A 21,958-nucleotide genomic window follows, 5' to 3' on the forward strand; every position below is an offset into this window, starting at 1 on the left:
CGATGGCTGACGGCCGCTAGCGGTTCGCCACGGCCTGTTTGATCAGCGTTTTCCCGAAGTCCCACATGAGCCCGCCACCGTGCGCGTCGTCCATGACCGCGGTGAACGCCTCCACGAACCGGTCGACGTCCTTCTCACTGATGATCAGTGGCGGAATCAGCTTGATCACTTCCAGATGGTCGCCGGAGACCTGGGTGAGGATCCGGTGCCGTTGCAGCAGGGGCACCACGACCATCTGCGCGAACAGGCCCTTGCGGGCGGCCTGGAGCATGGCCCACCGGCTGCGCAGCCGCAGCGAGCTGGGCCGGCCGAACTCGATCCCGATCATCAGGCCCCGGCCGCGGACGTCGCTGAGCAGCTCGTACTTGTCGACGAGCGCCGCCAGCCGGGACTTCAGCTGCTCCCCGACGGCGCGGACGTTCGCCACGATCTGGTCGTTCTCCATGACGGAGAGGACCGCTAGGCCCGCCGCCATCGCCTGCGCGTTGGATCCGAAGCTCGCCGAGTGCACGAGCACCCGGTCCATGGACGAGTAGACCTTCTTGAAGATCCACTCCTTGCCGAGGGTGGCACCGACCGGCACATAGCCGCCGGAGAGCGCCTTCGCCACGCACACCAGGTCCGGCTCCACGCCGTTCTCGTGCTGATAGGCGTAGAAGTCACCCGTTCGGCCGAGGCCGGTCTGCACCTCGTCCGCGATCAGCAGCGCCTTGTGCCGGTGCAACAGCTCCTGGGCGGCCGCCAGATAGCCGGGCGGGGTCTCGTGGACGCCCTTGCCCTGGATCGGCTCGACGATGAGCGCCGCCACGTCTCCCTGGGCCAGCTCCCGGGCGAGCGCGTCGAGGTCGCCGAGCGGAACCGCGGTGTCGGGCAGCAGCGGGGCGAAGCCGTCGCGGAAGCCCGACTCGCCGTTCACGGACAGGGAACCGGTGGTCAGTCCGTGGAAGGCGTGGGCACAGTAGAGGATCCGCGGCTTGCCGGTGGCGTACCTGGCGAACTTCAGTGCGGTCTCCACCGCCTCCGTCCCGCTGTTGCCGAAGAACACCCGGTCCAGGTGCGGGCTGTGGCCGAGCAGCCGCTCCGCCAGCAGTCCGGGCAGCGGCTGGCAGTCGAAGCGGGTGAGGTCGGCGAGCTGCGCGTCCAGCACGTCGTGCAGCGCCCGGCGGACGACGGGGTGGTGGCGGCCCAGGCCCATCACCCCGAACCCGGCCAGCATGTCCAGGTGGTCGTTGCCGTCCGCGTCCCAGAAGTGGGCGCCCTCGGCCCGCTCGTAGACCTTGTCGAAGCCGATGGTGTGCAGCATGCGCGGAAGCTGGTGGTTGAGGTACTTCGCGTGCAGCTCGTAGCGCTCGGCCCCGCGCTCGGCCAGGAGCGCGCCGAGGTCGAACTCCCGGTTCCCGGACTGGGTGGTCATTGCTTTGTCTCCTTGGACGGCTCATCCTCGGCGGTCGCGGCCAGTGGGGGTGCCCCCCGTTCGAAGAGCTCGGGGGAGCCTGCCGGGCGCCGCGACGGGGTGGACGTCGCCTGCCGGGGCACCAGGCAGGCGCTGATCCGCCCGGCGATCTCGACGGGTGTGAGACCGATGTCGGCGAGCACCTCGCCGCGCTTGGCGTGCGCGAGGAACTGCTCGGGGATGCCGAACCGCCGCACCGGTACGTCGACATCGGCGTCCCCGAGCGCCAGCGCGACGGCGGAACCGACGCCGGCGGACCGGCTGTTGTCCTCGACCACGGCGACGATCCGATGCTCGGCGGCCAGCCCGGGCAGCGAGGGGTCGACGGGCTTGACCCACCGCGGGTCGACGACCGTGCAGCCGATGCCCCGGGCCTGAAGCAGGTCCGCCGCCTGGAGGCAGACGGGTGCCATCACACCGACGGCGACCAGGAGCACCTCGGGCCGGTCGGCGCGGTGCAGGACGTCCAGGCCGCCCACCCGGTCCACCGCGGGGAGAGCGGGGCCCACCGATTCCTTCGGGAAGCGGACCAGGGTCGGCGCGTCGTCGACCGCGACCGCCTCGCGCAGCTGCGCCCGCAGCTGGTCGGCGTCGCGCGGCGCCGCGATCCTGAGGCCGGGGACGACCTGCAGGACCGACATGTCCCACATGCCGTTGTGCGAGGGCCCGTCCACGCCCGTGACCCCGGCCCGGTCCAGGACGAACGTGACCCCGCAGCGGTGCAGGGCGACGTCCATCAGGAGCTGGTCGAAGGCCCGGTTGAGGAAGGTCGCGTAGACGGCGACGACGGGATGCAGTCCGCCGGTCGCGAGTCCGGCGGCGGACACCGCCGCGTGCTGCTCCGCTATCCCCACGTCCCACACCCGGTCGGGGAACCGCTCGGCGAACTTGGCCAGGCCCACCGGGTGCAGCATGGCCGCCGTGATCGCCACGACGTCCTCGCGCTCCTCGCCGATCCGCAGGATCTCGTCGCCGAACACCGAGGTCCACGACGGGCCGCCGGACGGGGCGAGGGGCTCGCAGGTCAGCGGGTCCATCACGCCGACGGTGTGGAAGTGGTCCTCCTCGTGGGCGAGCGCCGGCTCGTAGCCGCGGCCCTTCTCGGTGAGGCAGTGGATCAGCACCGGGCCGTGGAAACGCTTGGCGCGGCGCAGCGCCGACTCGACGGCCCGGATGTCGTGTCCGTCGATCGGGCCGACGTACTTCAGGCCCAGGTCCTCGAACAGGCCCTGCGGCGCGAACGCGTCCTTGAAGCCCTTCTTCGCGCCGTGCAGGGCCTCGTAGAGGGTGTTGCCGACGACGGGCGTGCGCTGCAGCACGTCCTTGCCCCAGGCGAGCGCCTTCTCGTAGCCGTCGGTGGTGCGCAGGGCGGCGAGGTGGTTGGCGAGGCCGCCGATGGTCGGCGCGTACGAGCGCTCGTTGTCGTTGACCACGATGATCAGCGGGCGGTCCTTGGCGGCGGCGATGTTGTTCAGCGCCTCCCACGCCATGCCCCCGGTCAGCGCGCCGTCGCCGATCACCGCGACGACATGGCCCTTCTCCCCCTGCACCTGGCGGGCCTTGGCGAGTCCGTCGGCCCAGCCGAGCGCGGTGGACGCGTGGCTGTTCTCGATGATGTCGTGCTCGGACTCCTCGCGCGAGGGGTAGCCGGACAGTCCTCCCTTGCCGCGCAGCTTGGAGAAGTCCTGACGCCCCGTCAGGAGCTTGTGCACATAGCTCTGATGGCCGGTGTCCCACAGGATGCGGTCGACCGGTGACTCGAAGGCCCGGTGGAGCGCGATGGACAGTTCCACCACCCCCAGATTGGGCCCCAGGTGACCACCGGTCCTGGCGACCGCATGGACCAGGAACTCCCTGATCTCGACGGCCAGTTGATTCAACTGCGCCTCGGACAGCGCCTTCAGGTCGCGTGGTTGCCGGATGGTCTCCAGAATCGTCACGCTCGGCCCCCTCTCGGTCCGTGCTGTTCAGCTCACGGTGACGGCCGGCTCTCCCGCGCCGGCGCCCTCCTGCTCCATCTGCTCGGCGATCTTCATGGCCTCCTCGATCAGGGTCTCCACGATCTGCGACTCGGGGACGGTCTTGATGACCTGGCCCTTGACGAAGATCTGGCCCTTGCCGTTGCCGGAGGCCACTCCCAGGTCGGCCTCCCTCGCCTCGCCGGGGCCGTTGACCACGCAGCCCATGACCGCGACCCGCAGCGGCACCCGCATGCCCTCCAGGCCCGCCGTGACCTCCTCGGCCAGCTTGTAGACGTCGACCTGGGCGCGGCCGCACGAAGGACAGGAGACGATCTCCAGACGCCGCTGCCGAAGGCCCAGCGACTCGAGGATCCGGGTGCCGACCTTGACCTCCTCCACGGGAGGCGCGGACAGCGAGACGCGGATCGTGTCGCCGATGCCCTGCGACAGCAGCGCGCCGAAGGCGACGGCCGACTTGATCGTGCCCTGGAAGGCGGGTCCGGCCTCCGTCACACCCAGGTGCAGCGGGTAGTCGCACTGCTCGGCGAGCAGGCGGTAGGCGTTGACCATCACGACCGGGTCGTTGTGCTTGACGGAGATCTTGATGTCCCGGAAGTCGTGCTCCTCGAACAGCGACGCCTCCCACAGGGCGGACTCGACGAGCGCCTCCGGGGTGGCCCTGCCGTACTTCTGCAGCAGCCGCCTGTCCAGCGAACCCGCGTTGACCCCGATCCGGATCGGAGTGCCGTGGTCCTTCGCCGCCTTCGCGATCTCCCTGACCTTGTCGTCGAACTGCTTGATGTTGCCCGGGTTGACGCGGACGGCCGCACAGCCCGCCTCGATCGCCGCGAACACGTACTTCGGCTGGAAGTGGATGTCGGCGATCACCGGGATCTGCGACTTGCGCGCGATCGTCGCGAGGGCGTCCGCGTCGTCCTGCGTGGGGCAGGCGACGCGGACGATCTGGCAGCCGGACGCGGTGAGTTCGGCGATCTGCTGCAACGTGGCGCCGATGTCCGACGTGCGCGTCGTCGTCATCGACTGCACCGACACCGGGGCCCCGCCCCCGACCGCCACCGGTCCGACATGGATCCGCCGCGAGGCGCGACGCGTCGCGATCGGCCGGACCGGTACCTCGGGGACGCCCAGGGAAATGGCGGTCATGGCGTCACCCGTTGTCCCCGGAGACGGTCTCCCGCACGGCCCGCAGGGACTCCTTGAGGGAGCCCATGGTGGCGAGGACGGCGGTGGGCTCGTAACCGCAGTGCGCCATGCAGTTGGCGCAGCGAGGGTCCTTGCCGCGGCCGTACTTGTCCCAGTCGGTCTTCTCGATCAGTTCCCGGTACGTCGGCACGTACCCGTCGCTCATCAGGTAGCAGGGGCGCTGCCAGCCGAAGAGCGAGTAGTTGGGGATCGCCCAGGCAGTGCAGGGGAAGTCGACCTTGCCCTCGAGGAAGTCGAGGAACAACGGCGAGTGGTTGAGCCGCCAGCGGCGCCGGTTGCCGCCGGAGAACGCCTTCTTGAACAGTTCGCGGGTCTGTTCCACGCCCAGGAAGTGCTCCTGGTCGGGCGCCTTCTCGTAGGCGTAGGCGGGCGAGATCATCATCTCGTCGACCTTCAGCTCGTCGTTGAGGAAGTTGAGCACCTCGACGACGGTCTGCGGGGTGTCGGTGTTGAAGAAGGTCGAGTTGGTGGTGACCCGGAAGCCGCGGCGCTTTGCCTCCTTGATGGCCGCCACGGCCTCGTCGAACACACCTTCCTTCGCCACCGACTCGTCGTGCCGCTCCCGCAGGCCGTCGATGTGCACGGCGAACGCGAAGTACGGCGACGGCTTGAACAGGTCCATCTTCTTGCGCAGCAACAGGGCGTTGGTGCACAGGAACACATACTTCCTGCGGGCCACCAACTGCCGCACGATCTCGTCGATCTGCGGATGCATCAGCGGCTCGCCGCCCGCGATCGACACCATCGGCGCACCGGACTCCAGGACCGCCCCCACCGCCTGGGCCACCGGCATGCGCTGTTTCAGCACCCCGGCCGGGTGCTGGATCTTGCCGCAGCCCTCGCACTTCAGATTGCAGGCGAAGAGCGGTTCCAGCTCGACGATGAGCGGAAACTTGTCCCGCCTGCGCAGCTTCTGTTCGAAAAGATAGGTCGCCACCTTGATGGACTGGCGCAGCGGCATGGCCATCTGGCTCACCTCCTGGGGAGCAGCAAGGATCGGTGCCATTCAAAGAAAGCGGGAAGGACGGCACGGAGAACGCGGAAAGCTGATATTCCACCGCGCAAGGTGCCGATCCGGACGAGTTCATGCTCTGGAGCGTCCACGACCACCCGGACGGCCGCAACCGGGCGGTCACCCGTGCGCACGGCGGTGTGCAGCGTCGCGGCCGACTCCATGTCGGCGGCGATGGCGCCGGTCGCCAGCAGGTGCGCACGCCGGTGACCGCGGACGATGCGGTCCGAGCCGATGAGCGGCCCGGTGTGGACGGTGCGCCCCGGGACGGTGCGCATGAGCTCCTTGACGAGCAGGTCTGTGCCGACGCAGGGCGTGGTGCCGCGGGGGTCCCGGGCCTCCTCGGCGACGACCAGGTCGCCGGGGTGCATTCCGGGGGCGAGGCCCGCGCAGAAACCCGTGGCGAGGACGGCCGCCCGGGTGTGGGCCGGGTCGCCGAGCGCCCGGGTGACCGATCGCTCGGCGGCCCGGGGCCCCATGCCCGTACGGAGCAGGGTGACGGGCCCGTCGGCGCCGCTCTGACCGCCGCTGCGCAGGGCGATGTGCTCGATGCCGAGCGCGCAGGCGATCAGCAGCGGTGCCGGCTCGGGCTTCTGGCTCATCAGCTCCCCTTGCCCTCGGCGAACGGCTCGCCGTGGACGTAGCGGCCGAGCGCGGTGAGCGGGAAGACCTGCCGGTAGAGGTGGTAGTTGATGGAGAAGTCCCAGGGGAAGCCGGTGCCGGTGAAGTACGGTTCGTCCCAGGAACCGTCCTCGTTCTGGGTCTGGGCGAGGAACCCGATGCCGCGTTCCACGGCCTTGGAGTCGCTCTCGCCCGCCGCCAGCAGCGCGAGCAGCGCCCACCCCGTCTGCGAGGCGGTGGAGGCGCCGCGGCCGCTCCACGCCTTGGCGTCCTGGTAGGAGCGCAGGTCCTCGCCCCAGCCGCCGTCGTCGTTCTGCACGTCCTCCAGCCAGGCGACCGCCCGGCGGATCGCCGGGTGCGACCCCGGGATGCCGGCGGCGATCAGCGCGGGCACCACCGAGCCGGTGCCGTAGACGTAGTTGACGCCCCAGCGCCCGAACCAGGAGCCGTCGGGCTCCTGCTCGGCCAGCAGCCACTCGATGCCGCGGCGCGTGCGCGGGTCGTGGGAGAGGCCCTCGACCGCGAGCATCTCGACGACGTGCGCGGTGACGTCGGCGGACGGCGGGTCGATGACCTCACCGAAGTCGCAGAAGGGCAGCCGGTTGGGGAAGGCGCTGGTGTTGTCGACGTCGAAGGCGCCCCATGCCCCGTTCTTCGACTGCATGCCGAGGTTCCACCGCACGCCGCGGCCGACCGCTCTCTCGACCCGCTCCGGGTCGGGGTGCCTGACGCGGCGCAGTGCGAGGACGACCTCGGCGGTGTCGTCGATGTCGGGGTAGTTGTCGTTGTGGAACTCGAACGCCCAGCCGCCCGGCGGCAGCCCCGGCCTGCGCACCGCCCAGTCGCCGGACCGGTCGATCTGCTCGCCGAGCATCCACTCCGCGGCCTTCACCAGCTGCGGATGGTCGGCGGGCACGCCGGCGTCGGCCAGTGCGATGGTGGCGAGGCAGGTGTCCCACACCGGGGACTGGCACGCCTCGATCATGCGGGCGCCGTCCTCGCGCCACACGGCGAAGCGGTCGAGCGACGCCACCCCCTCCCGCATGACGGGGTGCTGGAGGTCGTAGCCGAGCAGGTGCAGGGCGATGATCGAGTACACCGCGGGCGGCTGGATCCCGCCCCAGCACCCGTCGTTCTCCTGCCGCTCGATGATCCAGCGGGCCGCGGTGTTCATGGCGGCCCTGCGCAGCCGGCGCGGTGCGACCTTGCGGAACCGGTGCAGTCCCTTGTCGAGGCGCTGGAAGACGCCGTCCCAACTCGCCAGCGGAGCCCGCGGCCTGACCGGACCGGGGTCGCCCGGGTCGGTGTGCAGTTCGTCGAGCGGGAACGGTGCGGGCCGCACCGGGCGCTTGGCCGACACGATGGTGAGGGGCACGATGGTCTGCCGCGCCCAGCACCCGAAGTCGTAGATGTTCAGCGGCATCCACTTCGGGAAGTAGATGAGTTCCGGGGGGAGTTCGGGCAGGTCCTCCCACTTCCACCAGCCGAACAGGGCGAGCCAGATGCGGGTGAAGACCCGGGAGGCGGCGATGCCGCCCTGCTCGCGGATCCACGCCGACGCCTTGGCCATGTGGGGCTGGTCCGGCGCGTCACCGGCCAGGCGCAGGGCGACGTACGCCTCGATGGTGGCGGACAGTTCGCCCGGTCCGCCGTAGAAGGTGGCCCAGGTGCCGTCCTCGCGCTGCTCGCCGCGGATGAACAGGGCTGCCGCGTGGGTGGTCTTCTCGTCCCGGATGCCCAGGAACTGACGGAGCAGCAGGTCCTCGGCGTCCATCGTGACGTTCGTGTCCAGGTCGCCCTTCCACCAGCCCTGGGCGTCCTGGCGGGCGAGCAGGAAGTCCGTCGCACGCTGCACGGCGCGCACAGCGGTCTCTCGTGTGCCGACGGTCCCGGCCGCGTCCGGGAGTGGTTCGTTGGTTTCGCTGGCCGAGGCGGCGCGGGGTGGCAGGGCCCCGGTGCTTCCGTCGGTCGTCGCTGTCATGGCTTCCCCTTCGTGCAGTCGTGCAAGCGGTGCGTCTGCTGTGGGTCCGCCGTCGGCCGGTGCGCGTCCGCGAGGGGGTTCCCGGCCCGAGCGGAACACGAGCCGGGAAAGGCACCGGCCGGCGACTACGCGAGGTGTCTTCGACCGATAATGATCATCTCTTCCGTACGACGACGAAGTCGGCGAGTGCCGTGAACCGGGCGCGCACCTCCGGGGGCATCCGGACGGCGTCCAGGGCCTCGACGGCGATCGCGTGCTGGCGGCGCGCCTCCTGGGCGGTCCAGTCGCGGCCGCCCGCCTCCTCGATCAGCGCGGCCCGCGCGGCGAACTCCTCCTCGGAGAAGTTCTCGAAGTCGCTGCTCTTGGCGTCCTCGGCGAGGATCCCGCCGAGCCGCTCGGAGGCGGGCCCGCCCGCCGCCAGCGCCGCCACCACGGGCAGGGACTTCTTGCGCTGGCGCAGATCGCTCCAGGTCTGCTTGCCGGTGGCCTCCGGGTCGCCCCAGATGCCGAGGAGGTCGTCGACGGCCTGGAAGGCGAGGCCGAGGTGGTAGCCGTACTTCTCCAGGATGTCGGCGGTGCGGTCGTCGGCGCCGCCCAGTACCGCACCGATGGAGGAGGCGCAGGCCAGCAGGGCGCCGGTCTTGTTGCCCTCCATCTCCTGGCATTCCGCGACGCTGACACGGTCGCGGTGCTCGTAGGAGATGTCCTGGGCCTGACCGTCGATCAGGGCGCGCGTGGCGGTGGTCAGCCGGCGGGCGGCGCGGCCGGCCTCCGCGGTGCCGAGTTCCAGCAGGATCTCGTTCGCCAGGGCGAACAGGGCGTCGCCGACCAGGATCGCCTGGGCCGGACCGTGCACCTTCCAGACGGTGTCGCGGTGGCGGCGCTGTTCGTCGCCGTCCATCAGGTCGTCGTGCAGCAGCGAGAAGTTGTGCACCAGCTCGACCGCGACCGCGCCGGGCACGCCCACCTCGGGAGCCCTGCCCGCGGCCTGGGCGGAGAGCAGGGCCAGCGCGGGGCGCACGGCCTTGCCGCCGTCGCCGTCCGCGGGATTGCCCTGGGCGTCGATCCAGCCGAAGTGGTAGGCGGCGACGGTGTCCATGGGCGGTGCCAGGCGGTCGACGGCCGCCCGCAGCACCGGGGTGGCCAGGGTCCGGCCGCGCTCCAGGAGCGCGGACACCTCCACCGCGTCGGCAGCCGTCTCGGCCGGGGGCACAGTGGGCACAGTCTCTCCTCTTGTTGCGGTACCGGGGGTGCGGGGGCCTGTCCCCTGCAGGTCGACGCTCATGCCGCCTCCTCGAAGAGGTCGAGGAGGTGGGCATCGGACCGGCCCAGGGCGTTCAGCGCGGCGACCGCCGCACCGACTCCACTGCGGACCGCACTCTCCATGGTCGCGGGCCACCCTGTGGCGGTCCACGCTCCGGCCAGGTAGAGGCCGGGTGCCTCGGTGCGGGCGCCGGGCCGCAGCCGCCCGACGCCGGGGGTGGGGGCGAACGTCGCGGTGCGCTCCCGGGTCACGAAGAAGTCCTTCACCTCGGCGTCGCGCGCGGCGGGCAGCAGCCGCCGGAGTTCCGGGAGATAGCGCTCGCGCAGCGCGGCGACGGGCTCGTCGATCTCGTCCTGCGCGGCCGACTGCGACAGCGCGAGGTACTGGCCCACCCGTCGCCCGCCACCGCCCTCGTACGGAGGCCCTTCGGGCCCGCCCCTCGACAGCCCGGATGCCTCGGTGCGGTCGAAGACCCACTGCACCGGAGAGCCGAGCGCGGCGAAGAAGGGCCGGGTGAGCACGGTGCGGTCGTAGACCACGTGGATGTTGAGGATCGGCGCGGTGCCGATCTCGAGCAGGCGTCCGGGGTCGCGCAGGGCTCCGGCGGGCAGCAGATCGTGGGCCTCGCGCTGCGGCACGGCGAGGACCACGGCGTCGGCCTCGATGCGCTCGCCGGGAACCTGAACGCTCCAGCGCCCGTTCCCGTAGGGGGAGATGGAGGTGACGCGTGTACGGACCTCGGTGCGGACGCCCGCGGAGTCGAGCGCCTTGCGGGCCAGCCGGTCGTGCAGCTCGCCCAGGGGGACGCGTGCCCAGCCGATGTCGGCCGCGCCCGGGGCGGACAGCAGACCCGTCTTGAACACCATCGCGGCGAGCCCGAGCGAGGCGTCGCAGGCCGCCGCGTTGAGGGTGGCGACCCCGACGAGGTCCCACAGCGCCTCGACGGCACGCGCCGACTGGCCGTGCGCGGCCAGCCAGCTGCCGAAGTCCTGCGCGTCGAGCGCGGGGTCCCTGAGGTCGAGTGCTCGGAGCGCCAGCGCGGCACGCCCGACCGCGGCCCGCTCGGCGAGCGAGAGATGGGGGTAGGTGGCCAGACTGCGTCCGAGATGCAGCGGCACGGGCAGCGCATCGCGCCGCAGTCTGCCGAGCCGTCGTCCGGGAGTACCGTTCGCGTCGAGAACGGGCACGTCGAGACGATCCTGCAGGGGTGCGAGCGCGGTCGCGTCGATGCGGTCGAGGAACCAGCGGTACGCGGTGCAGCAGCGCAGATACACGTGCTGGCCGTTGTCGACGGTGAGGTCGCCGCGCCGGAAGGAGAAGGCGAGACCGCCCAGCCGCGGCCGCCCTTCCAGCAGGGTGACCCGCACTCCCGCGTCGGCGAGCGCGAGCGCGGCCGTGATCCCGGCGAGGCCCGCGCCGACCACCACGGCGGACGTCCCGGGAGCGGACGGCGTCATGCGGCGGCCCGGGGCGTCGGACGCCCGGTCCTCCGGTTGTGTGCCGCCGCTCATGGCGCTTCCTCCCCTGCCGGTCCGCCGTGGTGCTTGAACGATGCACGGCAGGCCGTCGCACTCAGGGACGCCGCGCCGCACCGGAGGGTTGCGTGCCGCTTTTCGACGGTGGAGTCACCTTGGACCGGATTGTCCATCAGGCATGCCTCCTGACGGTCCGCCGGGACACGTGCCGGGCGTCGAGGCCCGACAGGCCGCGCACGGCCACGTACGCCTTCTCGCGTCCGGGCAGCGAGACACGGCCGCGCAGCACGGCCCGCGGATCGTGCTCGATGCGGTCGAGGAGCCGGCGGTAGATGCCCGCCATCGCGGCGACACAGGCGCCGCTGCGCCGGTCGAGCAGGGGAAGCAGCCGGTAGCCCTCCGCGAAAAGGGTGCGGGCCCGACGCACTTCGAAGTGCACGAGGCCCGCGAAGTCGGAGCCCTCGGGTGGTGTTGCTCCGGAGAACCCGGCCGAGCAGCCGAATTTGGCGAGGTCGTCGGCGGGCAGATAGGTCCGCCCGCCCTCGGCGTCCTCGCGGACGTCGCGGAGGATGTTGGTGAGTTGCAGCGCGAGCCCGAGCGTGTCGGCGTACTCCGGCGCGCGCTCGGTGCTGTGCGCCCCGGGCGTGGTGCCGAACACGCCGAGCGAGAGCCGTCCGATGGCCCCGGCCACACACCGGCAGTAGACCTTCAGATCGTCCCAGGTCTCGTAGGTCTCGCCGCGTACGTCCATGAGGACGCCGTCGATGAGTTCGTCCAGGCCCCCGAGCGGGATCGGGAAGTGCCGGGCGGCGTGGGTGAGGGCGACCGCGACCGGATCGGTGTCGTCCTCGGCGACGTCCCCGTCACGGACCCGGGCGAGCAGCGACCTGGTCCGCTCGAGCCGCGCCGTCTTGACCTCCGCCGGGAGCGCGCCGTCGCCGATGTCGTCGACACGCCGGGAGAACGCGTAGAGCGCCGACATCGCGCGGCGCTTCGGCGCCGGCAGGAGCCTGATGCCGTACGCGAAGTTCCGGGCCTGCTGCCCGGTCACGGCCTCGCAGTAGCTGTACGCGGCGAGTACCGGTGGGGACACGTGTGGTGGAGACTCCACGGTCCGGATCACCCCTCTCCTCGCAGAGTCACGCCCGCCTCACGCAGCAACCGGAGCTTGCGGGGCTTGGGCGGGCCGGGAAGTACGTCGTATTCGGCGGCGGCGATCGCACGGATCGCCGCTCGCCCTCCCGCCACGAACCCCGCGAGCAGCAGCCTCAGCCTGCCGTGGACGCTACCCACAAGGGGGGCGCCTTCATTCAGGAGATCGCGGGCGCGTTCTGCTTCGTATGCAACCAGCGCGCGCACCGATGCGCCTGCTGTTTTCGTGGCGAGATCCGTCTCCTGGACATGGAAGTGCTTCATGTCCTCGGCAGGCAGATAGATGCGGTCGCGGCGGAGGTCCTCCGCGACGTCCTGAAGGTGTTCGACGATCTGCAGCGCCGTGCAGATCGCGTCCGAGCGCCGTACACGCTCGGGGGTGGAGGTGCCGGTGACGGCCAGGACGAGCCGGCCGACCGGATTGGCGGACAGTTCGCAGTAGGCGAGGAGGTCGTCGTAGGTCTCGTACCGCGTGACGAGCTGGTCCTGGCGGTTGGCCGCGATCAGACCGAGGAACGGCTCGGGGGTGAGGCCGGCGCGCCGCACCGTGGGCTGCAGGCGGCGGAGCAGCGGGTGGCGGGGCGTGGCCTCGAAGACCCTGCGCAGGTCCGCCTCGAAGGCGTCGAGGAGGAGCAGGCGGTCCTCGGCCTCGTCGGGCGGCACGCCCAGAAGGCGGGCGTCGGCGCCGCCGGGGGCGAGGTCGCCGTCACCGATGTCGTCGACGAGGCGCGCGAAACCGTAGACGGCCATCAGGTCGGCGCGCCACGCCCTGGGCAGGAAGAACGGCGCCACGGGGAAGTTCTCGTCCGCGGCCTTGTCGAGGGTGGCGCGCTCCGGGTCACCGGTACCCGTCGTCGCGGCGTCGGTCACCGTTCGCCGCCCGGCGCGGAGACGGCACATGCCTCGCGGAGCTGGAGACTTTCCGTAGCCATTGCCGTCACATCTCCCGTTCTACACCGCTGACCCATTACATCCTATTTCGGACACGCCGCCCGGCTGTCCGCACAGCGCGGCAGGTATGAGGGTGTGGGGCATTATCGACCCACTTGCCGCGAATCAGCACCGGTACAGCTTACGTTGTACAACGCAGCACGCTCCGTCGGGGTGTCCTGCGCATCACAACAACACACCGATTGGCGTCAAGATTCCTAAGACATACGGGAGTTGGCGCTTCCTTTGCAGACTCGGGGCCCCGCCGGAAGGTTCCGGCGGGGCCCCGGGCGACGGCGGCCTACTTCCCCGTGAACTTCTCGTACTCCCTGATGACCTCGTCGGTCGGGCCGTCCATCCGCAGCTCGCCGCGCTCCAGCCACAGGACGCGGTCGCAGGTGTCCCTGATCGACTTGTTGCTGTGACTGACCAGAAACACCGTGCCGGCCTCCTTGCGCAGCTCCCGGATGCGCTCCTCGGACCGTATCTGGAACTTGCGGTCGCCGGTGGCGAGAGCCTCGTCGATGAGCAGGACGTCGTGGTTCTTGGCGGCCGCGATGGAGAACCGCAGCCGCGCCGCCATGCCGGAGGAGTAGGTGCGCATGGGCAGCGTGATGAAGTCGCCCTTCTCGTTGATGCCGGAGAAGTCGACGATCTCCTCGTAGCGGGCGTTGATCTCCTCGCGGGACATGCCCATCGCGAGGCCGCCCAGAATGACGTTCCGCTCGCCCGTCAGGTCGTTCATCAGCGCCGCGTTCACCCCGAGCAGGGACGGCTGGCCGTCGGTGTAGACCCTGCCCCGCTCCGCGGGCAGCAGGCCGGCGACGGCCCGCAGCAGCGTGGACTTGCCGGAGCCGTTCGAGCCGATCAGTCCGATGGCCTCGCCGCGGTAGGCGACGAACGAGACGCCCCGGACCGCGTGCACCGTGCGCACCCCGCGCTCGCCGCCGCGCCTCAGGATGCGGCTGAGGGCGGCGGTCGCGCTGCCCTTGCCCGTCTTGGCGCCGTTGACGCGGTAGACGATGTGCAGGTCGTCGGCGATGACGGTGGGCACCCTGGCCCCGGTCTCCTGCTCAGCCACGGCCGTACCTCTCCTCCGCCCGCCAGAAGTACACGAACCCGCCGGCGAGCACGACGACGGCCCAGAACAGGGCGACGGCCCAGACGTGCGGTGTGAGGTTCTCGGCGACGTAGTCGTCGATGAGCGCGAAGCGCATCAGGTCCATGTAGACGGCCGCCGGGTTCACCTGCAGCGCGTGGACGACCCATGCCGGACGGCCCGCCAGCATGGTGTGGAGGGAGAACATCACACCGGAGGCGTACATCCAGGTCCGCAGGATGAACGGCATCAGCTGGGCGAGGTCCGGGGTCTTGGCACCCATGCGCGCCACGATGAGGGCGAGACCCGTGTTGAAGCAGAACTGCAGCGCCAGAATCGGGACGATCAGCAGCCAGGACAGGCCCGGATAGTTGCCGAATCCCACCGCCACGGCGAACAGCACGACCATCGAGAAGAGCAGCTGCTGGAGCTGCTGCAGCGCGAACGAGACGGGCAGGGAGGCGCGCGGGAAGTGCAGCGCACGCACCAGGCCCAGGTTGCCGGAGATCGCCCGCACGCCGGCCATGAGCGAGTTCTGGGTGAAGGTGAAGACGAAGATGCCGGTCACCAGGAACGGGATGTACGTGCCGGTCGTCATGCCCCGTCCGGCCTTCAGGATCAGCCCGAAGATCACGAAGTACACGAAAGCGTTCAGCAGCGGGGTGGCGACCTGCCACAGCTGGCCGAGCCTGGCCTGGCTGTACTGGGCGGTGAGCTTCGCCTGGGAGAAGGCGAGGATGAAGTGGCGCCGTCCCCACAGCTGGCGGACGTACTCGACGAGCCCGGGCCGGGCTCCGCTGACCGAGAGCCCGTACTTGGCGGCCAGTTCGGCGGCTGTCAGTCCCTCATCGGGTGACGGGGCGCTCACCGCGACACCGCCGTGCGTTGTATCACTCACAGGTTGGCAAACTCTCCGTGTTCGGGATGCGCGGTCCGCCCGCGTACGGCCGGGAGCCGGGTGATGGGTCCCGTCCGCGTGGTTCCGACTACCGAGCTTGTCAGATGACCGGAGGCCGGCCCAGTCGGGTCAGCCGCCACACCGTACGCCACTTCATGGGACGCCGGGCGCCGCACGGGGCCGTCCAGCCCTCACCGAACCCGCCGAACCACGCCTTCAGGGCAGCCCGCGAGGGCCGGCGCAGCAGCGTGAGGAGCATCCAGACGCCCAGGTAGACGGGGACGAGGAGGGCGGGAAGGTTGCGGCGGGCCAGCCACACCCGGTTGCGGGCGACCATACGGTGGTAGACCGCGTGCCGGGAAGGGGCGGTCGTCGGGTGGTACAGGACCATGTCGGACCGGTAGTCGATCATCCAGCCCGCGTCCAGCGCCCGCCAGGCCAGGTCGGTCTCCTCATGGGCGTAGAAGAACTCGTCCGGCAACCCCCCGACCTCGGTGAAGACCGCCGTGCGGACGGCGTTGGCGCCACCGAGGAAGGTGGTGACCCGCGACGAGCGCATCGGGTCGGAGGCGCGCAGCCGCGGCACGTGCCGGCGCTGGGTCTGCCCGGTGTCGGGGTCGGCGATGCGGAAGCTGACGATCCCGAGATCGGGGTCGGCGGCGAAGGCCCGGCGGCACAGGTCGGCGGTGTCGGTGCGGGCGAGGAGGCCGTCGTCGTCCAGGAACAGCAGCACATCGACGTCGTAGCCGTCGGTGTCCTTGGAGCGGAAGGCTTCGATGCCGACGTTGCGGCCGCCGGGGATGCCGAGGTTCTCGGGCAGCTCCACCGTCCGGACGAGCGATGAGTACTCCGTGACGTCCGGGACGGGCGAGCCGTTGCCGACCACGACCACCTCGACGGGGTCGCCGTCCTGCTCGGCCACCGAGTCGAGGAGGGCGCGGAGCTCGGCCGGCCGGTTGCCCATCGTGATGACGACGGCCCCGACTTTGGTGGCCCCGCTCACTTCAGCCTGCTGGACGCGAGGATGGAGACAAGGTGCAGCAGCGTCTGCAGCAGCGCGATGCCGGCGAGCACCGCGACCCCGAGCCGGGAGAAGAACAGGTCTCCCCGGACCGTGTCCAGGACCGCCAGGAGCAGGATCAGCAGCGACGCCTCGATCCCGAGCACGAGCCGGTGGAACTTCAGCGCCGCGGCGGCCCTGCGGGCCAGCGCCATGCCGGACGAGCGCGGCTCGGACGCCGCCTCCTTGACCGGCGGCAGCCCGCCCTGGTGACGGGCCACGCCCACCAGGTCGGTCTCGGCCTTGATCAGCACGGCGCCGAGGGCCGCGAGGGTGCCGAGGAAGGCCCACAGCCAGTCGATCCGCCCCGGGCCCCACAGGTCGGCGGCGCGCAGGCCGAAGCCGACCAGGACCGCGGCGTCGCACAGGTAGGCGCCGACCCGGTCGAGGTACACCCCGCCGAGCGAGAACTGCTTCTTCCAGCGGGCTATCTCGCCGTCCACGCAGTCGAGCAGCAGGTAGAGCTGGACCATCAGCACGCCGAGCACGGCGCCCGCCACGCCCGGCACCAGCAGCGCCGGGGCGGCGAGGACGCCGAAGACGGTCATCAGGTAGGTCAGCTGGTTGGGTGTGACCCTGGTGCCGACCAGATAACGGTCCACCCGCAGCGAGATCTCCCGCATGTAGAGGCGTCCCGCCCAGTGCTCACCGCTGCGCCGGTCCTTCACTCCCGCGGGGTGGACGACGGGACGCAGTTCAGCTACCGATGGCCTTGACATAGTCGGCGTATGTGTCCTTGATCTGGTCGGTCTTCAGGTCGAGGTGTTCGAGGATCGTGTAGCGGCCGGGCCGGGTCTGCGGGGCGAACTCCACGACCTGGACGAACTCGTCCGTCGTGAAACCGATCTCCTCCGGCAGCACGGGCAGCCCGTGGCGGCGCAGCACCTGCGCCATGTTCACCGACTCCTCGTGGGCCCCGCGCAGGTACATGGCGAAGGCGGCCCCCAGGCCGCACTGCTCGCCGTGGCTCGCCGCGCGCTTGGGGAAGAGGAGGTCGAAGGCGTGGTTGATCTCGTGGCAGGCGCCCGACGCGGGGCGTGAATCGCCCGACACCGACATGGCGATGCCGGTGAGGACCAGCGCCTCGGCCAGCACCTGGAGGAAACCGTTGTCGCCGATGCCTCCGGGGTGGCGCAGCACCGCCTCGCCCGCCTGGCGGGCCATCGCGGCGGCGAGGCCGTCGATCTTCTCGCCGTTGACGCGGTGGGCCAGCTCCCAGTCCGCGATCGCGGAGATGTTGGACAGGGCGTCGCCGATGCCGGCGCGCACGAACCGGACCGGGGCCTCGCGGATGACGTCCAGGTCGATGACGACCGCGATGGGGTTGGGCACGCCGTACGAGCCGCGGCCGGCGTCGTTGTCGAGCGTCGCGACCGGCGAGCACAGGCCGTCGTGCGCGAGGTTCGTGGGCACCGCGACCAGGGGCAGGCCGATGCGCGCGGCGGCGAACTTGGCGCAGTCGATGATCTTGCCGCCGCCCAGGCCCACGACCGCGTCGTAGTGCCCGGACCGCATGGCGTCGGCCAGCCGGACCGCGTCGTCGAGGGTGCCGCCGCCGACCTCGTACCAGCTGGCGCCGGGCAGGGCCGGGGCGAGACGTGCGCGCAGCCGGGCCCCGGAGCCGCCGCTGACCGCGACGGCCAGCTTGCCCGAGTGCGAGATGCGCTCGTCCTCGAGCACGGAGGCCAGGTCGTCCAGGGCACCCGGGCGGATGTCGACGACGACCGGCGAGGGAATGAGCCGCGTCAGTACCGGCACGCGATCTCCCGTCCCCGGGCCAGGTCGTCGTGGTTGTCGATCTCGACCCACGGGACGTCGCCGATCGGCGCCACGTCGATCGTGCAGCCGCGGTCGACCAGCTCCTGGTAGCCGTGCTCGTAGAACTGCTGCGGGTCGGTCTCCCAGACCGTCCGCAGGGCGTCGGCGAGGTCGGCGGCGGCGTCGCCCTCGATGAGGGTGACGCCGATGTACTCGCCGGTCGCCTCGGACGGCTCCATCAGCTTGGTGATCCTCCGGACACCCTTGCCGGGGTCCACGACGACCTTCATCTCCTCGTCGGCGAGATCCTTCACCGTGTCGAGGGCGAGGATGATCCTCCTGCCGTCACCGCGGGCCGCCAGCAGCGTCTTCTCCACGGAGACCGGGTGCACCGTGTCCCCGTTGGCCAGGATCACACCCTCCTCGAGCACGTCACGGCCGCACCACAGGGAGTAGGCGTTGTTCCACTCCTCGGCCTTGTCGTTGTCGATGAGGGTGAGCTTGAGGCCGTACTTCCGTTCGAGGGCCGCCTTGCGCTCGTACACGGCCTCCTTGCGGTAGCCGACGATGACCGCGGCCTCGGTCAGACCCACCTCGGCGAAGTTGCCGAGCGTGAGGTCCAGGACCGTGGGGCCGTCTTCCGTGCCCGCGGGTCCCACCGGCACCAGGGCCTTGGGCAGGGTGTCGGTGTAGGGGCGCAGACGCCGTCCGGCGCCGGCCGCCAGCACGAGGCCGATCATGCGGGTTCTCCTTCGTCGTGTACGGCGGGCGCGCCGGCTCGGTGAGCGGCCACCCAGAAGCGGATGCTCTCGGCGAGCACCAGCAGGGCCACGTACCCGGCGAGGGCCGTGAGCGCGACCTTGAACTGTGCTGCGGTGAGCAGCGTGGCCAGCACCGTGACCAGCAGCGTCCGGCCTTCGTGTCCCCCGGTCGCGCGCACCAGCCAGTGCGGTGGCGCCCCGGCGTCGCCGCGGATGCGGTACACCGTGTCGTAGTGATGGTAGGCGACCGCGGCCACCAGCCCGAAAGCCGCCGGAAGCGCTCCGTTCACGTCCGCTCGGGCCGCCAGTACCAGGACGGTGCCGTATTCGGCGGCGCGGAAGAACGGGGGGACGAGCCAGTCGAGCGCGCTCTTGAGGGGGTGGGAGACGGCTTCGGCTGCCAGCAGGACGGAGATGCCGGCGCACAGGACGAGCTGCCAGGAGGGCCCGAAGGCCCAGGCCGCGAGCACCACCAGGAGAGCGCCGCCGGCAGCGCTGAGGAAGGCCGTGCCACGGGCCTTGCCGGGCAGTACGGCCGCCAGCAGTTCGGCCAGCGGCCCGCTGTCGGCCAGGTCCGCCAGTGCCTGCGCGGCCCGGTCGGTGCGGCGCGCCTTGCGCGTCACCGACCGCAGCACTCGGCCCGCCGTGGTGTACGTGGCCGCGAACGCGCAGCCGATGAGCAGCGCGTAGAAGGTGATGCGGGGGGTGGTGGCCGCCGTCAGGACGGCGATCATCGCCCAGCGCTCGCCGATCGGCAGGACGATCATCCGGCGCACCCAGACCGTCCAGCCGACGGCGTCGAGCCGGTCCGAAAGGGCCGCGGTGGGGCTGGTGTTGGCGGTCGCGTCGTGGTTCGCCTCGTTGAAGGAGAAGTCGACGACGTGCCGGCAGGTCTGCAGCACCATGGCACCGAGCGCGAGCGCCCAGACGTCGTCCCCGCCGCGTGCCGCGCCGAGGGCGAGGCCGGCGTAGTAGGCGTACTCCTTGGCGCGGTCGAACGTGGCGTCGAGCCAGGCGCCGAGCGTCGAGTACTGCAGGGAGTAGCGGGCGAGCTGGCCGTCGGTGCAGTCGAGGACGAAGGAGAGGATGAGGAGGACGCCGGCGGCGACGAAGCCGCCGCGGGTGCCGGTGGCCGCGCAGCCGGCCGCGATCAGGGCGGTGAGCAGCGAGGCGGTGGTGACCTGGTTGGGGGTCAGCCCGCGGCGGGCGCACCAGCGGGCCAGGTGGCGCGAGTACGGGCTGATGAAGTGCGTGGTGAAGAAGCCGTCGCGCGCCTTGACGGCGCCGCGCAGGCGCACGGCCTCGTCGTCGACGGCCAGGACCGCCTGGCGGGCCTCGTTGCGGGCCTGGGGGTCGGCGGGGACGACGGCGACCAGCGTGCCGAGTTCGGGGCGGTGCACGGGGACGCCGTCGGCGTCGAGGGCCTCGGTGATGCGTTCGGCGAGGTCGCCGGTGACGACGGTCGCGCCGCCGGTCGCCATGGAGCTCTCGCGGGCGAGGACCCGGGTCAGTGCCCGCCGCGCGGCGGGCTGGGCGGTGACGGCGCCGGGCAGGGCAGCGGCCGGGAAGCGGGGATCGGTGAGGCCGAGCCGCAGCGCGTGCAGATGGCCCACGAACCGGGTGTCGACGATCGCGACCCGCTCGTTCGCGGGCACGGCGGCGAGGAGTGTCTCTGCGTCACCGGCGTCGGTGGCGACCCGCACGTCGAAGCCGAGGGACCGCAGATCGCCCTCGAGCGACGATCCGGGGACCGGCTGGCCGGTGAGGATGGCGGTCGACAGACGAACTCACTCCCTGGGTCCCGACGCCCACGGGCGCCGGTCATGTGTGTGGTGTGGGGCGCCCGGGACAGGGGCCGGACGGCATGTCGGCAGAGGCTATCGGATACCTGGAAGGCGGTGTTCACCACCCGTTCACGGGCCGATCAACCCGGTCTGGGCGGCCGCTGCCGCGATCATCATCGGGGATCGCGGGGGCACGCCACAAACCACCGGCCCCAGACCACCGCATTCACGGCATCACGACTGTCGGGCGGCCCGACGGTCGTAGGGTGAGGTGCCATGATGTGGCCGATCACCGGCGGGGCCGGATACATCGGTGCGCACGTGGCACGGGCGATGGCCGCGGAGGGTGAGCGCGTCCTCGTCCTCGACGACCTCTCGGCCGGGGTGCCCGGACGGCTCCCCGAGGGCGTCCCAGAGCCGCGGCGTCCCGGCGACGCCCCGCGCGCGGTGGCGTCGCCCGCGCCGGCCGAGCGGGAGCTGAGCCGGCGCGCGCGGCACGGGGTGCGCGAGATGGTGGAGTCGGCCTGGCGCGGCTGGCGGCTGCACCACCGGGGGTGAGGCGCGCCCGACGGACGACCGGTCGCCGGGCGAGGCGTCGAAAGCCGAAGCGGGAGCCGGAGCGGAAGCCGGAGCGGAAGCCGAAGCGGGAGCGGGAGCGGGAGCAGCGCCGGGGCCGGGGCCGGGGCCGGACGGTCCGTCCGGTGGTCGCTCCTGCCCGGCGGACGGTTCCCCTTCGGCGACACCGGGAAACGATCAGGTATCCGGCCGCTTCCGGCGTCTGTTCCGTGAGGGCCGTGCGGCCCGTCCCGGCGGACGGGGCGGGACATGCGGGGAGTCGCGAAGCGCCGGGAGTGCCGGATGCGTACGGCAGACTTGGGCTGGACAACCGAGGCGAAGGATGGGTATGCCGATCACACCTGCCACCGCGACGCACCGTTCGTCGAACGGCACCGTTGACGCGATCTTGCTGGAGCTGGTCGACGAGGGCGGCACCACGATCGGCACGGCGGAGAAGCTCGCCGCCCACCAGCCGCCGGGGCAGTTGCACCGGGCGTTCTCGGTGTTCCTGTTCGACGACCACGGCCGGCTGCTGCTCCAGCAGCGGGCCCTGGGCAAGTACCACTCCCCCGGAGTCTGGTCGAACACCTGCTGCGGCCACCCCTACCCGGGCGAGGCGCCGTTCGCCGCGGCGGCCCGGCGGACGCACGAGGAGCTGGGGGTCTCCCCCTCGCTGCTCGCCGAGGCGGGCACGGTGCGCTACAACCACCCGGACCCGGACTCCGGCCTGGTGGAGCAGGAGTACAACCATCTCTTCGTCGGCCTGGTGCAGTCCCCCGTGCGCCCGGACCCGGAGGAGGTCGGGGCGACGGCCTTCGTGACCGCCGCGGAGCTGGCGGAGCGGCATGCCAAGGACACGTTCTCGTCGTGGTTCATGACGGTCCTGGACGCGGCACGGCCGGCGATCAGGGAGCTGACGGGCCCGTCCGCGGGCTGGTGACCCCGGGGTCCGTCCGGTCCACGGGGC

At 71.4% G+C, this 21,958-nt stretch carries 20 protein-coding genes; 2 read left to right on the forward strand and 18 right to left on the reverse strand.

All coding sequences use genetic code 11. The annotated features are described in order from the left end of the window. Positions 1-16: 16 nt before the first annotated feature. The 18 genes from ACFYMU_RS15630 to ACFYMU_RS15715 form a co-directional block, all read right to left on the reverse strand. Positions 17-1,414, reverse strand: a complete 1,398-nt coding sequence (locus ACFYMU_RS15630) for an aspartate aminotransferase family protein (RefSeq protein ID WP_388373022.1) — start codon at positions 1,412-1,414, stop codon at positions 17-19. Next, positions 1,411-3,393 (reverse strand): 1-deoxy-D-xylulose-5-phosphate synthase, encoded by a 1,983-nt coding sequence (gene dxs, locus ACFYMU_RS15635; RefSeq protein WP_388373024.1) that lies wholly within the window; start codon positions 3,391-3,393, stop codon positions 1,411-1,413. The genes ACFYMU_RS15630 and dxs overlap by 4 nt, the downstream gene beginning before the upstream one ends. Before the next feature lie 27 nt (positions 3,394-3,420). Continuing rightward, the gene (gene ispG / locus ACFYMU_RS15640; protein WP_388373026.1) at positions 3,421-4,578 is read right to left on the reverse strand and encodes a flavodoxin-dependent (E)-4-hydroxy-3-methylbut-2-enyl-diphosphate synthase; all 1,158 of its coding nucleotides are present in this window, start codon (positions 4,576-4,578) and stop codon (positions 3,421-3,423) included. Between the two features lie 4 nt (positions 4,579-4,582). Beyond that, positions 4,583-5,605 carry an adenosyl-hopene transferase HpnH gene (gene hpnH / locus ACFYMU_RS15645; protein WP_388373030.1) on the reverse strand — a complete coding sequence of 341 codons (1,023 nt, stop codon included), beginning with the start codon at positions 5,603-5,605 and terminating at the stop codon, positions 4,583-4,585. A gap of 5 nt (positions 5,606-5,610) precedes the next feature. Next, positions 5,611-6,252: a 1-hydroxy-2-methyl-2-butenyl 4-diphosphate reductase gene (locus ACFYMU_RS15650; protein WP_388373032.1), complete on the reverse strand. Its 642-nt coding sequence runs from the start codon at positions 6,250-6,252 to the stop codon at positions 5,611-5,613. Beyond that, entirely contained in the window at positions 6,252-8,252 is a 2,001-nt protein-coding gene (gene shc, locus ACFYMU_RS15655; RefSeq protein ID WP_388373034.1) for a squalene--hopene cyclase, read from the reverse strand. The genes ACFYMU_RS15650 and shc overlap by 1 nt, the downstream gene beginning before the upstream one ends. Before the next feature lie 154 nt (positions 8,253-8,406). Continuing rightward, positions 8,407-9,537, reverse strand: coding sequence for a polyprenyl synthetase family protein (locus ACFYMU_RS15660; protein ID WP_388373036.1), 1,131 nt, complete (start codon positions 9,535-9,537; stop codon positions 8,407-8,409). Beyond that, positions 9,534-11,027 (reverse strand): hydroxysqualene dehydroxylase HpnE, encoded by a 1,494-nt coding sequence (gene hpnE, locus ACFYMU_RS15665; RefSeq protein WP_388373038.1) that lies wholly within the window; start codon positions 11,025-11,027, stop codon positions 9,534-9,536. The genes ACFYMU_RS15660 and hpnE overlap by 4 nt, the downstream gene beginning before the upstream one ends. Then, entirely contained in the window at positions 11,024-11,164 is a 141-nt protein-coding gene (locus tag ACFYMU_RS15670) for a DUF6380 family protein (RefSeq protein ID WP_388373040.1), read from the reverse strand. Before ACFYMU_RS15670 ends, hpnE begins: the two co-directional genes overlap by 4 nt. Then, positions 11,164-12,114 (reverse strand): presqualene diphosphate synthase HpnD, encoded by a 951-nt coding sequence (gene hpnD, locus ACFYMU_RS15675; protein WP_388373042.1) that lies wholly within the window; start codon positions 12,112-12,114, stop codon positions 11,164-11,166. The genes ACFYMU_RS15670 and hpnD overlap by 1 nt, the downstream gene beginning before the upstream one ends. After that, on the reverse strand, positions 12,111-13,043 hold the full coding sequence (gene hpnC, locus ACFYMU_RS15680) for a squalene synthase HpnC (RefSeq protein ID WP_388373044.1): 933 nt from the start codon (positions 13,041-13,043) through the stop codon (positions 12,111-12,113). Before hpnC ends, hpnD begins: the two co-directional genes overlap by 4 nt. Before the next feature lie 331 nt (positions 13,044-13,374). Continuing rightward, the gene (locus tag ACFYMU_RS15685; protein ID WP_388373046.1) at positions 13,375-14,154 is read right to left on the reverse strand and encodes an ABC transporter ATP-binding protein; all 780 of its coding nucleotides are present in this window, start codon (positions 14,152-14,154) and stop codon (positions 13,375-13,377) included. Further along, the gene (locus ACFYMU_RS15690; protein ID WP_388373048.1) at positions 14,147-15,070 is read right to left on the reverse strand and encodes an ABC transporter permease; all 924 of its coding nucleotides are present in this window, start codon (positions 15,068-15,070) and stop codon (positions 14,147-14,149) included. Before ACFYMU_RS15690 ends, ACFYMU_RS15685 begins: the two co-directional genes overlap by 8 nt. A 100-nt stretch (positions 15,071-15,170) precedes the next feature. Continuing rightward, the gene (locus tag ACFYMU_RS15695) at positions 15,171-16,034 is read right to left on the reverse strand and encodes a glycosyltransferase family 2 protein (RefSeq protein WP_388373508.1); all 864 of its coding nucleotides are present in this window, start codon (positions 16,032-16,034) and stop codon (positions 15,171-15,173) included. Positions 16,035-16,069: 35 nt separating this feature from the next. Further along, positions 16,070-16,849 carry a CDP-alcohol phosphatidyltransferase family protein gene (locus ACFYMU_RS15700; RefSeq protein WP_388373050.1) on the reverse strand — a complete coding sequence of 260 codons (780 nt, stop codon included), beginning with the start codon at positions 16,847-16,849 and terminating at the stop codon, positions 16,070-16,072. Then, entirely contained in the window at positions 16,827-17,888 is a 1,062-nt protein-coding gene (locus tag ACFYMU_RS15705) for an iron-containing alcohol dehydrogenase family protein (protein WP_388373052.1), read from the reverse strand. Before ACFYMU_RS15705 ends, ACFYMU_RS15700 begins: the two co-directional genes overlap by 23 nt. Then, the gene (locus ACFYMU_RS15710) at positions 17,876-18,628 is read right to left on the reverse strand and encodes a sugar phosphate nucleotidyltransferase (RefSeq protein WP_388373054.1); all 753 of its coding nucleotides are present in this window, start codon (positions 18,626-18,628) and stop codon (positions 17,876-17,878) included. The genes ACFYMU_RS15705 and ACFYMU_RS15710 overlap by 13 nt, the downstream gene beginning before the upstream one ends. Then, positions 18,625-20,430, reverse strand: a complete 1,806-nt coding sequence (locus ACFYMU_RS15715) for a DUF5941 domain-containing protein (protein ID WP_388373510.1) — start codon at positions 20,428-20,430, stop codon at positions 18,625-18,627. The genes ACFYMU_RS15710 and ACFYMU_RS15715 overlap by 4 nt, the downstream gene beginning before the upstream one ends. Positions 20,431-20,709: 279 nt before the next feature. Between ACFYMU_RS15715 and ACFYMU_RS15720 the strand changes: the two genes are divergently transcribed. After that, the gene (locus ACFYMU_RS15720) at positions 20,710-20,991 is read left to right on the forward strand and encodes an NAD-dependent epimerase/dehydratase family protein (RefSeq protein ID WP_388373056.1); all 282 of its coding nucleotides are present in this window, start codon (positions 20,710-20,712) and stop codon (positions 20,989-20,991) included. Positions 20,992-21,337: 346 nt separating this feature from the next. Further along, the gene (gene idi, locus ACFYMU_RS15725) at positions 21,338-21,931 is read left to right on the forward strand and encodes an isopentenyl-diphosphate Delta-isomerase (RefSeq protein ID WP_388373058.1); all 594 of its coding nucleotides are present in this window, start codon (positions 21,338-21,340) and stop codon (positions 21,929-21,931) included. Positions 21,932-21,958 lie beyond the last annotated feature (27 nt).

Origin of the sequence: Streptomyces sp. NPDC007264, assembly GCF_042869095.1 — a bacterium.
In the GTDB taxonomy this organism is placed as follows: domain Bacteria; phylum Actinomycetota; class Actinomycetes; order Streptomycetales; family Streptomycetaceae; genus Streptomyces.

What these genes read in the sequence shown, in the direction of transcription:
- ACFYMU_RS15630 (WP_388373022.1), bottom strand. Translation starts at nt 1,414, where the DNA reads ATGACCACCCAGTCCGGGAACCGGGAGTTCGACCTCGGCGCGCTCCTG.
- ispG (WP_388373026.1), bottom strand. Translation starts at nt 4,578, where the DNA reads ATGACCGCCATTTCCCTGGGCGTCCCCGAGGTACCGGTCCGGCCGATC.
- hpnH (WP_388373030.1), bottom strand. Translation starts at nt 5,605, where the DNA reads ATGGCCATGCCGCTGCGCCAGTCCATCAAGGTGGCGACCTATCTTTTC.
- ACFYMU_RS15650 (WP_388373032.1), bottom strand. Translation starts at nt 6,252, where the DNA reads ATGAGCCAGAAGCCCGAGCCGGCACCGCTGCTGATCGCCTGCGCGCTC.
- shc (WP_388373034.1), bottom strand. Translation starts at nt 8,252, where the DNA reads ATGACAGCGACGACCGACGGAAGCACCGGGGCCCTGCCACCCCGCGCC.
- ACFYMU_RS15660 (WP_388373036.1), bottom strand. Translation starts at nt 9,537, where the DNA reads ATGAGCGTCGACCTGCAGGGGACAGGCCCCCGCACCCCCGGTACCGCA.
- hpnE (WP_388373038.1), bottom strand. Translation starts at nt 11,027, where the DNA reads ATGAGCGGCGGCACACAACCGGAGGACCGGGCGTCCGACGCCCCGGGC.
- ACFYMU_RS15670 (WP_388373040.1), bottom strand. Translation starts at nt 11,164, where the DNA reads ATGGACAATCCGGTCCAAGGTGACTCCACCGTCGAAAAGCGGCACGCA.
- hpnC (WP_388373044.1), bottom strand. Translation starts at nt 13,043, where the DNA reads ATGTGCCGTCTCCGCGCCGGGCGGCGAACGGTGACCGACGCCGCGACG.
- ACFYMU_RS15695 (WP_388373508.1), bottom strand. Translation starts at nt 16,034, where the DNA reads ATGGGCAACCGGCCGGCCGAGCTCCGCGCCCTCCTCGACTCGGTGGCC.
- ACFYMU_RS15700 (WP_388373050.1), bottom strand. Translation starts at nt 16,849, where the DNA reads ATGTCAAGGCCATCGGTAGCTGAACTGCGTCCCGTCGTCCACCCCGCG.
- ACFYMU_RS15710 (WP_388373054.1), bottom strand. Translation starts at nt 18,628, where the DNA reads ATGATCGGCCTCGTGCTGGCGGCCGGCGCCGGACGGCGTCTGCGCCCC.
- ACFYMU_RS15720 (WP_388373056.1), top strand. Translation starts at nt 20,710, where the DNA reads ATGATGTGGCCGATCACCGGCGGGGCCGGATACATCGGTGCGCACGTG.
- idi (WP_388373058.1), top strand. Translation starts at nt 21,338, where the DNA reads ATGCCGATCACACCTGCCACCGCGACGCACCGTTCGTCGAACGGCACC.